Genomic DNA, 12739 nt, shown 5'->3' with positions numbered 1-12739 from the left:
CAGGAGGGACTTGAGCTAGTGCGCGCATATGTCAGCGACCACCGTACCCACGAGGGGCTTGCGAGCAGCCAGCCTGCCATCTATTCAAACCGCTCTTCGTCACGTCCTCACCCTCGCGGTGAGCTAAAGAAACGCTACCGACCATTTCCACAGGTTCTCACCCTGTCAGCGCTTTCTTAGCTCCAGTCGACATTTTGTCCCGCGCCAGAGGGGCCCCTCGGCTTTAAGACTTTAGAGGATGCACCATTATCGAGTTCCGGCCGACCCCACTGTCATTGTTTTGAAAGAGCCTTGGCAGCTTGAATACTGGCGTCGAAAGATGGGCGTTACAGAGACAGATCTAAGGTTGGCGATGCGAGCGGTCGGCGAAAATCCGGTTGAGGTTCGTCGGTACTTGGACCGGCCGTTGTCTGAGCCTCATAGGGGAGAGCGATGGGAATAAGAGGCAATGCTGAGGGCGAAAAAATGCCGCTCGCCGTCTTCTTGGTCGAAGACAACGAGAAAATCCGTGATCATCTAATCCCCGCGTTGGCGGATCTTGGCGATGCAAATGTCTTGGCAATTGCTCAGTCTGAAGGGGAAGCTGTCCAGTGGCTCGCAGGACACAAAGGGGAGTGGGACCTGGCGGTGGTGGATCTTTTCCTGGCTGAAGGCTCTGGGATTGAGGTCGTACGGTGGTGCCAAGGGCGCGAGACCCATCAGCGCGTCGCTGTCCTAACCAATTATTCCACTGAGAGTGTGCGCAAATTATGCTTCGATGCCGGCGCGGATGCGTTTTTCGATAAGTCGACACAACTCGACGAGTTTTTCGAATTCTGCCTACAGGCAAATCGGCCTCCCTTGACCGAAGCGGCAATAGATGGGCGCCTACCTGAAAAAAAGAGCGCCGCCGACCGCGAAGGTGGCAGCCGATGTTGACATTGTCCGCTTCACATAGGAGGCGAGGCAATGACAGACTACCGCGAAAACCTCGAGCATTCGATTGGAGGCTCTTCCCGAGTTCTTCCTGAGACCGCCCCCAGCGGCGTCTCATGGGGCGCCATCCTGGCGGGGGCGTCCGGCGCCGCGTCCCTGTCGCTCATTCTCATCCTCTTGGGCTCCGGCCTTGGGCTGTCATCGATCAGCCCATGGGCTTCGCAGGGCGCGAGCGCCAAGGCGATCGGGGTCGCAACCATCGTCTGGATCACCTTCACCCAGCTTGCTGCATCGGGCATGGGTGGCTATTTGGCGGGGCGCCTTCGGACGAAATGGTCCGGTGTGCATACGGACGAGGTGTACTTCCGCGATACCGCCCATGGTTTCCTGGCTTGGGGGGTGGCGACGCTGGCGACCGCAGCGCTGCTCAGTTCGGTGGTCGGCTCCATCGTCGGCGCCGGTGCGCAAGCAGGCGCTTCTGCGATCGGCGGTGCCGCAACGGCCGCCGGCGCTGCAGGCGCGGCCGGGGCCGCTGGCTCAGCCTCCAGTTCGGGCGCTTCACCCAACCCCTTGAACTATTTCGTCGACACTCTCTTCCGGAAGGATGCGACGGCAGCTACGTCGAAGGCGCCGGCCGAGGGGAGTAGCGCAGCGAGCGATGGGGCGGCCCAGGACCGCGGCAATGCAGCGTCCTCGGCCGAAGTGACACGAATCTTCTTGAACAGTATCCGCAGCGGTTCCCTTCCTGCTGAAGATTCGAAGTACGTTGCTCAGGTGGTCGCCCAGCGTACCGGCTTGGCCCCGCAAGACGCCGAGAAGCGCGTGAATGAAACGTATGCCAAAGCACAAGCGGTCCTTAATGAGGCTGAAGCCAAAGCGAAAGCCGCGGCCGATGCGGCCCGAAAAGCCTCAGCGTACGCGTCTTTGTGGCTCTTCATTTCACTGCTGATCGGCGCTTTCGTGGCTTCCTTGGCCGCGACTTATGGCGGACGTCGCCGCGATCGTTGACCGGCCAAACCTGGAGATTCAGATATGCGCTCACTTCTACTTCTGCTGCTCGGGGTGCCCATTCCAATCATCATTCTCATCGCGCTTTTCATGCGGTAGGGGGACGTCTCAGCTCGCTCTTGTTCCCCGCGGGGGCGAGCCCGAAAGATGGCGAGGTGCCGAAACGGACTATCCCCATCTAATGAAGACGGCGCAGGTTTTCGCGCCTGAGATCAGCTTCAAGTTTCTCGATCTCCTTGATCTGCGCTCGAATTTCCTCGAGGAGGTCTTGAGCGACTTCTTCATCCGTAGGTGATCGAGGGGTCTTAGGGCTGACGGGCGGCTCGATCTTTCGTGACGCGTCGCACATACGTTTCTCGGGGGCAGAGCCGCTGATATCGTCATGGCTGCTCCCGCCGGACAGAGGTGCGCTTGGCGGCGCGCCTGCTTTCGGCCGTGGCCGCATCTCTCGTGCGAGCACAGTCTTCTTCGGTTCTTGTGCCATGCCAGTCTCCGGAGGAGGGGGCCAACCCTTCGTTTTCGCGCTAGAGCAAGACAAACGGCACCCGAGGTGCCGCTTGCTGCCTGCAGTCAAAACGCATGCCGCTGTGCCGTTCGGCTGGTCGTTGGCTGCCCCGGTTGGGGTTTGCAAACGTCCGGGGATGGACGCGCATGCCCATCGTATTCAAAGGCCGTAGTATTTGTCCACACCCGTACGATAGGCGTCGTCGTAATCAGGCACGGAGTCGCTTCCGTAGCGCGGTGCGCCTTCGAGTTGGGCCTTATCCAGCGGCACGACATACCCATCCTGGGATGTGTCGTACTTCAGCATGTTCCAGGGAATGGGGTAGCGGTCTGTGCCCATGCCCAAAAATCCGCCGACCTCCAACACTGCGTAGCGCACTTGGCCCGAGACCTTATCGATCATCAAATCATCGATCGTGCCGAGCTTTTCACCCCCGGCGTTGTAGACCGAGGTCCCTTCGACCCGCTCTGAGGAGATGACGTTGTCAGTAGAGATAGCCATTGGAAGCTTCCTTGTACAGCCGGCACCGCTGGGGGGCGACGACCTCGAATGCAAAGCCCAGCCAACAGGTATCGCCCCACGGCTCTCGCGCCAAGATCAGCGGGCCGGCACACTCCCTGTAGGTGTGCGCCCGGCATCTCGCTGACGAAGCCATTGCTTGCTGCACTGCCGCAATTAGGGGCGGGGGCTGCGACGCAACCACGCGGTGCTAATTCCCCCATCCTTGGCCCTCTTTTCTGCTGACCGTTTTGCAGATTTGTGAGCACTGCTGGTTTGGTTTTTCTGAGGCGCGCTCCTACAAACTGGGAGGAAGAATCGGCCTACTGTGGTGGTTTTAGTCGAGACAACCATGGCCAAGAAATCCCCCCCGCCCCCTCCCTTTAACCTCTCTGTCGCAGAACTAGACGCGGCCCATGCCGCCGCCCGCAACACTGACAGTGCCCCCGCGACACCGCCGCCGCCGGGCGCTGGCAAGGACGATGCGCCCACGCAAAAAGCGATCGACACTGGCGCCACGGCAGCGGGGATGCCATTCAATCCCAACAAGCCTTTCGAATACGGCGAGGCCAACGCGCAAGCGGCGCCCGTCGGCGCAACCGTGGCCCCACCATCGCGGATGCCCAGCGCTAGCACGCTGTCCGAGCAGAACGTCTCGAACAAAACAGGGACGGCGGCCCTCGAAGGCGTCAACGCCACGATCGACACGCTCGACCGCGTCCGGGTCGATTCGGCTGGGCAGGTGCTGACGACCAACCAGGGCGTGGCGATCGCCGACAACCAAAACTCATTGAAGGCCGGCCCGCGCGGCCCGGCGCTGCTCGAGGACTTCATCCTGCGCGAGAAGATCACGCACTTCGACCACGAGCGGATCCCCGAACGCATCGTGCACGCCCGCGGCTCCGGCGCGCACGGATTTTTTGAGTGCTACGAACCGCTTACGAAACTCACCAAGGCCGCGCCCTTCAAGGAAGCCGGGAAAGTCACGCCGGTGTTCGTGCGCTTTTCCACCGTCGCGGGCGAGCGCGGCTCCAAGGACACGGCGCGCGACGTGCGCGGCTTCGCCGTCAAGTTCTACACCGACGAAGGCAACTGGGACCTGGTGGGCAACAACATGCCCGTGTTCTTCATCCAGGACGCGATCAAGTTTCCGGACCTGGTCCACGCGGTCAAGCCCGAGCCGCACCATCAGATGCCGCAGGCGGCGAGCGCCCACGACACTTTCTGGGATTTCGTCTCGTTGATGCCGGAGTCGACCCACATGCTGATGTGGCTGATGTCAGACCGCGCGATTCCGCGCAGCTACCGGATGATGCAAGGCTTCGGCGTCCACACGTTCAGAATGGTCAACGACGCGGGAGAGTCCGTCCTCGTCAAGTTCCATTGGCAGCCCAAGCTCGGCACGCATTCCCAGGTGTGGGAGGAGGCCGTGAAGATCTCGGGTGCCGATCCGGACTTTCACCGACGCGACCTGTGGGAGGCGATCGAGGCCGGCGAATACCCCGAATGGGAACTGGGCCTGCAGGTCTTTACGGAGCAGCAGGCAGAGCAGTTCAGCTTCGACATCCTGGATGCGACCAAGATTGTTCCCGAAGAGCTGGTCCCGGTGCAGGTAGTCGGCCGCATGGTGCTGAACCGCAATCCCGACAACTTCTTCGCCGAGACCGAGCAAGTGGCGTTCTGCACGGCCCATATCGTGCCGGGACTCGACTTCACCAACGACCCTCTGCTGGCAGGGCGCATCCACTCATACGTCGACACGCAGATCAGCCGGCTCGGCGGCCCCAACTTCCACGAACTGCCGATCAACGCGCCGGTCGCCCAAGTCCACAATAATCAGCGCGACGGCATGCACCGCCAGGCGATCCACCGCGGCCGGGTCGCCTATGAACCCAACTCGCTGGCCGGCGGCTGTCCGTTCCAGGCCGGCGCGGCCCAGGGCTTCACCAGCGTGGCGCGGCGCATCGATGCCCAGGAAAGCGCCGACAAGGTCCGCATCAAGCCCGAGAAGTTCGCTGACCACTACACCCAGGCGCGCCTGTTCTTCGAGAGCCAGTCCGAAGCCGAGAAGGCACACATCGGCAACGCCTTCCGCTTCGAACTCTCCAAGGTCACCGTTCCGGCCATTCGAGAGCGCATGGTCGCCAGCCTGATCAACGCTTCACCCGACCTGGCGGCGCGACTGGCGCAGGACCTGGGAATGGAGTTGCCGACCCCCCTGCCCAAGGCCCTTGAGAATCCTATGGCCCCAGAGGTTGAGAGCTCCCCCGCGTTGTCGCTCCTGGCCCGACCCGGGGATGGCGGCATTCGCACCCGCAAGGTTGCGGTGCTCGTCGCGCAGGGCGTCGAAGGAGCATCGCTCGGGAAAGTGGTCTCTGCACTGGTGGCCGCCGGTGCCGTGCCCCGCCTCATCGGCGCGCGTCTTGGGACCTATGTGGGCCTCGGCGGCGAGAAATTCGCGGCCGATGCGACCATGGAGAACGCGCCCGGTTTCCTGTTCGATGCCCTGGTGCTCCCGGATGGCGCAGGGGCGGTGGAGGCGCTGGATGCGGATGCCCATACGCTCGAGTTCGTGCGCGCCCAGTACTGGCACTGCAAGACCATCCTTTCCTTCGGCGCCTCGCAGGCGTTGCTATCCGAAGCGCAGATTCCGATGACGCTGCCTGACGGCTCCGCGGACCCGGGACTGATTCTGGCCGACGTCGCAGATGCCGACGCCGCGATCATCGACTTCATCGGCGCGATCGGAGGGCCTAGGCACTTCGGACGCGAGAATGATCCGCCCAAGCCTTGACGGTGCTCCGGGCGGACCTGGCTTCGAATTCGGTTCTGGGTGCAGCGGCCCGCCGATGCGCACGTCAATGAATTAGTTGTCCGATCGCCAGTTGCTGATGGGGGAAATGGCGCAATCCTGCCTGCACTCGCCGGCTTCGAATGATCCACCCCTTCTTCAAGACCGCTCTCAAGCATCCGGACCTGGTGGTGCGGCACCTGGCCAACTATATGGCCCTGCTTCGATGCGAAGCGAAGGATGCAGGCAAAGGCCTGCTCATTCAGATCAGCGCTGGCGTCGTGGCCGTGATCTCCCTCCTTCTCGCGCTGGGATTGACGGGCGTCGCAGTCATGCTCGGCTTCCTCTACGGCCGCTTTCACTGGGTGTTGGCGCTGGTCCCTGCGCTCGCGTGGCTGTGTGCCCTCACAAGCGGTTTCATGGCCGTCCGGTCCAGGGTCCCGCAGGATGTCAAGGATGTGCGGGAGGAGGTTGAACTCGACCTCAGGGCCCTGCGCCTCGCAAAGGATTTCAATGAAGCACGTTCCGTCTGAATCTCTGAGTCCGAAGGAGAAGCTCGCGCTCTCCCGGGCGGAATTGTTGGCCGCCATGGGCGATCCGGGCGGAGGGCGGTTGGACGGCTCGATCGATCAACCTTTGCCCGAACCTGTCCGGCCTTTATCAGCACGCGGCGGTGCAGCTTTTGTGAGCCGCTGGTGGCGCCGCCACCCTGTGAGTTCCGCGCTGGAGTTGCTAGAACCTGGCTTAGAGCGCTACGCCCGGCGAAACCCGGCGCGCTTGGTGGGGTATGGCGCAGGCTTCGGCAGCCTGCTGGTTGTGCTTCGGCCCTGGCGCTTGCTGTCGCTCGGGGCGGCCGTCGCCCTGGTGTTCAAGGCGAGCAACATTGCCGGTGAGGTAGCTTCCGCCATTCGAACGCCTGCCGAACCGCGGGTCAATCCACGCGGGGGTGACGCGTAGTCCGCGCCGGCAGCGCGCAATCCCACGTTGAAGGAGGTTCCTGATATGCCAAAGGATTTGGCCCCGGACGCTGCGACACCATCATCCGACGTGTCGTCAAGCACACAGCCGGAGGGTGAAACGCCCTCTTCGCCCCTTCCTTCAGGCACGCTACCCACGGAAGCAGAACTGCGTGAGACAGATCTGAACCTCGATGCAGTGGCTCCCAGCCACGAAGACGAGGCGAGGCACGGTCGAATCCGTGAAGAAGCTTACGCTGCGTACAAGCGTCGGGGTGAGCTGCCAGGCCATGAAGTCGAGGATTGGCTGGAGGCCGAGCAGGCCGTTGACGCAGAACTTGGCCGGCAACGATCAGCTGAGTGAGGCGCGGACGCGCTGAAGGCATCGATCAGTTCGGCGATCAGGTGGGAGTTCTGGGCGTTCTCATCGTGATGGAGTAGCGAAGTGCCGGCGAGGCCAACACCGCATGCTGCCAGTTCCACCGCGCAGGGCCGGAGATGCGGTAGATGGAGCGTGGCGCAATTCGAAGTCTCAGGCGGCCGCCGAGTGGATCTGAACGCAGCGATCGAGGGGGATAGCGCCGGAACTCCAGCAGCCCCTCTTCACCCAACGAGATGCCGACGATGTCCTCGAACTCGGGAACGTCGCGGTGCCAGCCCAAAGGCGTGCCGGGCCGATACTCTGCCACTAGGACATGGGTGATCGCCGCGGCCTCGACGTCCAGCCACGCAGCGGCGCGCGCTCGGAGGGGCATCAGTTCCTCAGGCAGCGAGGGGGAAGGCCTCAAGCGGTTGGCGTCGAAGTCGTAGTGGCCTCCGAAACTGATGCCTCGTCGCCGCGCAAGAAACTGCTTGTACTGCATCGGCGCCAGGGGCAACCCTTGGAGAAACTCGATCAAGGAGGATTCCTCGTCCCTTCCGAGAAATTCTTCTTGGTAGACCCAGCCCTCGGGGACCGCGTCGGCGCTGCCGCTGTCGAACAGTTCGGTTTGCATGAGGATGCCAGCGGTGGCGAAGCCAGGGGAGGCTATCGTAAATCCATGTTGGATCGGCCGTCCTCTTCGTGAGATTTCACGATCATGGATTTCAGGGACCCGGCGCGATCGTGACCACATCGAATGGCAGCAGGGGAGGCGGTGTCTTTTGCTTGTCGAGCTGGCCGTTCACCACCATCAATCCACCAGGAATCGCCGCGGCGGTGGTCGGATAGTGAAGTCGCGGATCCGTGAGGCGCTGTTCGATTCGGCCGGTACTCCAGGTCGGGTCGAGCCGCACGCGGGCTATTTCGTTGCTCGCGTTGCGCACGACGTAGAGCGAGGTGGGGTCGAGCAGCACAAGGCCGTCTCCATTCTTCAGGTCCGCCCCTTCGATGCGCACCTCTGCCACCGCTCGCGTCTGCGTGTCGATGCGCCACAGCTGGCCCGTCACCATTTGGATCGTCAGCAGATAGCGTCCGTCTTCGGACGCCACGATGCCGTTCATGTTGACCTCGTTGGGCACGTAGCGTACGGCGGTGTTCGAGAGATCCAGCCAGGGCTCCAATGGGGCCGCCCCGCCCGGTGCGTTGCGCACCCTGTAGATGACGGGATTGAACGAGTCGGTGATGTACACGTAGCCGCGGCTGAGAACCACATCATTGAGAAAACTCAACCTGGACGCGGGCGCCTTCCAGACCGCAAGCGTTCCTCCCCCTGCGCCGTCCACCAACGCCAGGGTGCCGCTCGGGCCGCCGGCGACCCAGAGCCGTCCCTGTTCGTCCACCTTCATCCCGAATGCGCCCTGGCGACCCGGCGAGCCGCCGGCCTGGAACAGTTCGGCCTTCTCGGCGCCCTTGGGGATCCGGAAGATGTCGCCCGTTGCGCTGGAGCCGACATAGGCGGCCCCGCTGCGTGCATCCAGCGCGATGCCTTCGGGGAAGACCTGCGAGCCCTCGAGCGTCGTGCGCGCTTTGACCAGTCCCGGGGCGGATGGGCCGAGCACGCCGCACAAGAGCCGAGCGCCAGAATTACCTGCGGGGTCGCTCACGTAGTCATCCGGGTCCGCGTGGACGACGATGGTACGGCCCATGACCGACGCGCGCCCCGGAGCGACTGTCAGCTCCTGACTGATGAAGCGCAGGCTGGCCTTGCCATCAGGGCCGACCTGGAGGCTTCGAATGTCCCCTCCATGGACCTCGGCCATCGGCTGGCCGGGCTGACCGTGGTTGTGCGAGACACCCGGGTCGAAATGTCCCCCGGCGGCGCCGAAGGAGACGATCTGCCCGGTCGCCGGGTCCGGTCCGGGTGCGCAGGCGCCGTTCGCGTGGACATGCAAGCCATGCGACCCGGGTGTGAGACCTTGGGCTTCGACGAAGATCTCGACGCCCGCCTGAACCGTGGTGAGGGTGGCTTTGCCGGCAGGGTTGCCCGTGGGCGTGACCAAGGCGGCAACCGCGACAGGTCCCGTAGGTGTGGATGCGGAGGGCATCGCCGGTGCGGGGAGGGGTGGCGTGCTGCTCGCGCATGCCGCAAGCCCGAGGCAGGCGGAAGCCACGATGCCGAGTAGCGGCGAAGTGCGCAGGGCGGTCGATGGATGGTCGGTCATGAGGGTTGCCCTGCTTCAACGGCCCGGATAGGTGATTCGGTAAATGACACCGTTCTGGTCTTCGGCCACCAGAAGCGCACCGTCGGCGGCCACCGCGAGGCCGGAGAGACGGCCGAACTGCGCAGGGCGCCCCGCCTTCATCTGCTCCGCGGTCGGACCTGCGCCCGGCTGCATCAGCTGCGCGGGCGGGGTGGCCATCAGCCAGCCAGTAGCGAAGTCTTCGATGCCCAATGGCTTGCCGCCCGCATCGAAGCGAACGCGGACCACCTTGAATCCGCTCGGCTGCCCTCGGTTCCAGGAGCCGCGCATCGCCACGAAGGCGCTGTTTCGATAATCCGGCGGAAACTGCCTGCCCTGGTAGAACACCAGGCCAATCGGTGCGGAATGGGCCGTGTAGCTCAGCACGGGCGCCTCGGTGGTGGGACAGAAATCGGCCTTGGTGCTGTTCTCCGGATCGTTCTGCTGCTTGGCGTCCACCTGCCGGTCGCCCCAGCAGAAAGGCCAGCCGTAGTGCTTGTTGGGGAGGATGGCGTTGAGCTCTTCGGGCGGGATGTCGTCGCCGCGGTCGTCCGACCCATGGTCGAAGCCGTAGAGCTGCCCGCCGACGGGGTTGAAGGCGAAGCCCAAGGTGTTGCGCAGGCCCCGTGCGTAGACCGTGCGTGCGGAGCCGTCCGGGCGCATGCGCAGCACGGTGGCAGCCTCGGGATTGGTCTCGACGCAGTTGTTGCACTGGGAGCCGACGGTCACGTACAGCATGTCGTCGGCCCCGAAGGCCAGCGTGCGATAGGGATGCTGCGAGCCGTCGGGCAGGTCGTCTACCAGCACCCGGGGAGAGCTCAGGCTGCCGTCGGCCGCGATGTCTGCAACCAGGACTTTCTTGTCCGTCGCCATGAAGAGCTGCTGGCCGCGCCGGGCCAGGCCGTGCACATTCTTGACGTTCTGGGCCACGATCTTCTGGAAATCCGCCACCCCGTCTCCATTGCCGTCGCGCAGCAACAGGACGTCACCCTGTTTGGGGCGGCTCAGGTAGATGTCGCCGTTGGGCCCGACGTTCATCCAGCGGGCATGTTGCAGATTTTTGGCGAACACGTTGACCTTGAAGCCCGGCGGCAATTGCAGACGGGCGAGCAGCGCCTCGTCGAACTTGACTGGCGTCGGTTCCAGGGCGACCGTCGACACCGGGTTCGGACCGTCGCCGGGAGGCAGCTGGGCCAAGGCGGGCAGCCCCGAACTGAGCGCGATGAGGAGGATGTGTTTTTTCATGACGGTGTGGGTTGACGCTGGCGACGGTATGCGACTCGGCCGCCCGCCGTTTGTGAGCGCTTCATCACTCCCGGTGTAGGCGCGCTCATCGGCGGCGCTTGACGCTGCTCCGCGTCAATGCTGTCCCAAGCTGCTCGGCTCGACCGCTCCTGTCTTCAGGGGCTCGAGGCGCGGCGCGGCGCGGCCCGTCGGTGTTGGCTGCCAGAACGGCGCGGTGGCGTCCCACCGACGTCGCCGTGCCGCTTTGCAACATGGATGGTTCATGACCAAGCAAACAGTGAGCGATTTTTTCTGGGAACGCCTGCACCAATGGGGCGTTCGACGGGTGTTTGGCTATCCGGGAGACGGCATCAACGGCTTGCTGGGCGCACTCGACCGCTGTGGCGACCGCTTCGAATTCGTGCAGGTGCGTCACGAGGAGATGGCTGCCTTCATGGCCAGCGCCCATGCCAAGTTCACCGGTGAGCTCGGTGTTTGCCTCGCCACCTCGGGGCCGGGCGCTTCCCACCTGCTCACCGGCCTCTACGACGCCCGGCTCGACCATATGCCGGTGCTAGCGATCGCCGGCCAACAGGCCCGCACGGCCCTGGGAGCGCACTACCAACAAGAGATCGATCTGCCGGCGATGTTCAAGGATGTGGCTGGCGACTTCGTCGCCACCGCAACCGTGCCCGCCCAAGTCCGTCACCTCGTGGACCGCGCAGTCCGCATCGCACTCGGGCGACGCCGCGTCACTGCGCTCATCTTCCCCAATGACTTGCAGGACCTGCCGATGGAGCAACCCGAGCGGGCGCACGGGTCGGTGTTTTCGGGCGTCGGATGGTCGGCGCCGCGTGTGGTTCCCGCGCCGCTCGACCTGGAGCGTGCCGCGCGCGTGCTCAACGAGGGCAGCCGCGTCGCGCTGCTGGTAGGCGCAGGTGCGAAGCATGCCACCGACGAAGTGATTGCCGTGGCCGACCGGCTAGGTGCGGGCGCGGCGAAGGCATTGCTGGGCAAACAGGTTCTGCCGGACGATTCGCCCTGGGTCACAGGGGCGATCGGCCTGCTCGGAACCGAGCCCAGCTACGAGCTGATGTCGCGCTGCGACACCTTGCTGATGCTGGGGTCGGGATTTCCATATTCGGAGTTCCTGCCAGCCGAAGGGCAGGCGCGCGGGGTGCAGGTCGACATCGATCCCGGCATGTTGTCGATCCGCTACCCGATGGAGGTGAACCTCGAGGGCGATGTCAAGGCGACGCTCGAGGCGTTGCTGCCCATGCTCGTGCAGAAGGAGGACCGCGGCTGGCGCGAGGAGATCCGAAGCTGGAACGTCGACTGGTCCGACAAGCTGGCCCAGCGCGCCGACGCGCCGGCCAACCCCGTCAATCCGCAGCGGGTCTTCACGGAGTTGTCGCCGCGCCTGCCAGATGGGGTCATCATCACGAGCGATTCGGGGTCTTGCGCGAACTGGTACGCACGCGACCTGCGGATCCGTCGCGGCATGATGTGTTCGTTGTCGGGCGGCCTTGCGTCTATGGGAGCGGCGGTCCCTTATGCCATCGCAGCCAAGTTCGCCTACCCCGAGCGTCCGGTGGTCGAGGTGGTCGGCGACGGGGCGATGCAGATGAGCAACATGGCCGAACTGATCACGATCGCCAAATACTGGCAGCGCTGGTCTGATCCGCGCTGCATCGTGATGGTTTTGAACACCAGGATCTGAACCAGGTCACCTGGGAGCAGCGCGTGATGGAAGGCAATCCGAAATTCGAAGCCAGCCAAGCCCTGCCCGCCGTGCCATATCACCGCTTCGCCGAGATGATCGGTCTGGAGGGCATCTATGTCGATCGCCCCGAGGCAGTGGGGCCGGCCTGGGACCAGGCCTGGGCCGCTAGACGTCCTGTGATCCTGGAGGTCAAGACCGACCCTGAGGTGCCGCCACTGCCGCCGCATATCACGCTGACCCAGGCCCGCAATCTGACGGCGTCGCTCGCGAAGGGCGACCCACAGAGCAGCTCGATGGTGAAAGGCGTGCTGCGGCAGGTCCTCGGGCGGCTGCTGCCTCGCAAGGGGTGACGGGTTGGGCATAGACCTTCGACCTCGTCCTGGCGCTCGGGCAGCCTCGACGCATGGGCGAACTGGTGCCATGTACCTGGACCGGCGGGCGGCTGCATCGCCGATTCTGCGCGATGAGAACCAGGGGGAGCGGAATCAACGTCGGCCGCATGGCGGCAACGTCCCACA

General features: G+C 64.1%; 12 protein-coding genes and 1 pseudogene. 8 read left to right on the top strand and 5 right to left on the bottom strand.

Going from position 1 to position 12739, the window contains the following annotated elements; all coding sequences use genetic code 11:
* The first annotated feature begins 238 nt into the window (after positions 1-238).
* The 3 genes from QTI33_RS35125 to QTI33_RS09025 are packed head-to-tail and all read left to right on the top strand — an operon-like array spanning position 239 to position 1923.
* Complete coding sequence (locus tag QTI33_RS35125; RefSeq protein ID WP_353506317.1) at positions 239-442, top strand: DUF3606 domain-containing protein; 204 nt, start codon at positions 239-241, stop codon at positions 440-442.
* Positions 443-465: 23 nt separating this feature from the next.
* On the top strand, positions 466-918 hold the full coding sequence (locus QTI33_RS09030) for a response regulator (RefSeq protein ID WP_286505445.1): 453 nt from the start codon (positions 466-468) through the stop codon (positions 916-918).
* Between the two features lie 30 nt (positions 919-948).
* Positions 949-1923 (top strand): hypothetical protein, encoded by a 975-nt coding sequence (locus tag QTI33_RS09025; protein ID WP_286505444.1) that lies wholly within the window; start codon positions 949-951, stop codon positions 1921-1923.
* 178 nt (positions 1924-2101) lie between these two features.
* On the opposite strand, the gene QTI33_RS09020 is transcribed toward QTI33_RS09025, so the two are convergent.
* A complete protein-coding gene (locus QTI33_RS09020; protein WP_286505443.1) occupies positions 2102-2407 on the bottom strand; it encodes a hypothetical protein in 306 nt (101 codons plus the stop codon).
* A 180-nt stretch (positions 2408-2587) separates the two neighbouring features.
* Positions 2588-2929 carry a PRC-barrel domain-containing protein gene (locus QTI33_RS09015; protein WP_286505442.1) on the bottom strand — a complete coding sequence of 114 codons (342 nt, stop codon included), beginning with the start codon at positions 2927-2929 and terminating at the stop codon, positions 2588-2590.
* Positions 2930-3278: 349 nt separating this feature from the next.
* Between QTI33_RS09015 and QTI33_RS09010 the strand changes: the two genes are divergently transcribed.
* From QTI33_RS09010 to QTI33_RS35120, 4 genes are all read left to right on the top strand, one after another.
* Positions 3279-5720 (top strand): catalase, encoded by a 2442-nt coding sequence (locus tag QTI33_RS09010; protein WP_286505441.1) that lies wholly within the window; start codon positions 3279-3281, stop codon positions 5718-5720.
* Positions 5721-5860: 140 nt separating this feature from the next.
* Positions 5861-6250, top strand: a complete 390-nt coding sequence (locus tag QTI33_RS09005) for a hypothetical protein (protein ID WP_286505439.1) — start codon at positions 5861-5863, stop codon at positions 6248-6250.
* Entirely contained in the window at positions 6231-6674 is a 444-nt protein-coding gene (locus QTI33_RS09000) for a hypothetical protein (RefSeq protein ID WP_286505438.1), read from the top strand. The genes QTI33_RS09005 and QTI33_RS09000 overlap by 20 nt, the downstream gene beginning before the upstream one ends.
* Before the next feature lie 45 nt (positions 6675-6719).
* The gene (locus QTI33_RS35120) at positions 6720-7037 is read left to right on the top strand and encodes a DUF2934 domain-containing protein (RefSeq protein ID WP_353506329.1); all 318 of its coding nucleotides are present in this window, start codon (positions 6720-6722) and stop codon (positions 7035-7037) included.
* Between the two features lie 37 nt (positions 7038-7074).
* Here the strand turns inward: QTI33_RS35120 and QTI33_RS08995 are convergent, their stop codons facing one another.
* From QTI33_RS08995 to QTI33_RS08985, 3 genes are all read right to left on the bottom strand, one after another.
* Positions 7075-7668: an alpha-ketoglutarate-dependent dioxygenase AlkB gene (locus tag QTI33_RS08995; protein WP_286505437.1), complete on the bottom strand. Its 594-nt coding sequence runs from the start codon at positions 7666-7668 to the stop codon at positions 7075-7077.
* A gap of 91 nt (positions 7669-7759) precedes the next feature.
* Positions 7760-9256, bottom strand: a complete 1497-nt coding sequence (locus tag QTI33_RS08990; protein ID WP_286505436.1) for a superoxide dismutase family protein — start codon at positions 9254-9256, stop codon at positions 7760-7762.
* 15 nt (positions 9257-9271) lie between these two features.
* Positions 9272-10519, bottom strand: a complete 1248-nt coding sequence (locus QTI33_RS08985) for a PQQ-dependent sugar dehydrogenase (protein ID WP_286505435.1) — start codon at positions 10517-10519, stop codon at positions 9272-9274.
* Positions 10520-10781: 262 nt separating this feature from the next.
* On the opposite strand from QTI33_RS08985, the pseudogene QTI33_RS08980 reads away from it, so the two are divergent.
* Positions 10782-12571 (top strand): annotated as a pseudogene (locus QTI33_RS08980) (thiamine pyrophosphate-requiring protein).
* Positions 12572-12739: the final 168 nt, after the last annotated feature.

It is taken from the genome of Variovorax davisae (assembly GCF_030316845.1).
Taxonomy (GTDB): Bacteria; Pseudomonadota; Gammaproteobacteria; order Burkholderiales; family Burkholderiaceae_C; genus Variovorax; species Variovorax davisae.
This window is presented reverse-complemented; position numbering and strand designations above follow the sequence as displayed.

Bases quoted from the DNA above. Each gene is read 5' to 3' on its own strand.
- QTI33_RS08990 (WP_286505436.1), bottom strand. From the start codon at position 9,256: ATGACCGACCATCCATCGACCGCCCTGCGCACTTCGCCGCTACTCGGC.
- QTI33_RS09000 (WP_286505438.1), top strand. From the start codon at position 6,231: ATGAAGCACGTTCCGTCTGAATCTCTGAGTCCGAAGGAGAAGCTCGCG.
- QTI33_RS09010 (WP_286505441.1), top strand. From the start codon at position 3,279: ATGGCCAAGAAATCCCCCCCGCCCCCTCCCTTTAACCTCTCTGTCGCA.
- QTI33_RS09025 (WP_286505444.1), top strand. From the start codon at position 949: ATGACAGACTACCGCGAAAACCTCGAGCATTCGATTGGAGGCTCTTCC.
- QTI33_RS35125 (WP_353506317.1), top strand. From the start codon at position 239: ATGCACCATTATCGAGTTCCGGCCGACCCCACTGTCATTGTTTTGAAA.
- QTI33_RS09030 (WP_286505445.1), top strand. From the start codon at position 466: ATGCCGCTCGCCGTCTTCTTGGTCGAAGACAACGAGAAAATCCGTGAT.
- QTI33_RS08985 (WP_286505435.1), bottom strand. From the start codon at position 10,519: ATGAAAAAACACATCCTCCTCATCGCGCTCAGTTCGGGGCTGCCCGCC.
- QTI33_RS35120 (WP_353506329.1), top strand. From the start codon at position 6,720: ATGCCAAAGGATTTGGCCCCGGACGCTGCGACACCATCATCCGACGTG.
- QTI33_RS09005 (WP_286505439.1), top strand. From the start codon at position 5,861: ATGATCCACCCCTTCTTCAAGACCGCTCTCAAGCATCCGGACCTGGTG.
- QTI33_RS09015 (WP_286505442.1), bottom strand. From the start codon at position 2,929: ATGGCTATCTCTACTGACAACGTCATCTCCTCAGAGCGGGTCGAAGGG.
- QTI33_RS08995 (WP_286505437.1), bottom strand. From the start codon at position 7,668: ATGCAAACCGAACTGTTCGACAGCGGCAGCGCCGACGCGGTCCCCGAG.
- QTI33_RS09020 (WP_286505443.1), bottom strand. From the start codon at position 2,407: ATGGCACAAGAACCGAAGAAGACTGTGCTCGCACGAGAGATGCGGCCA.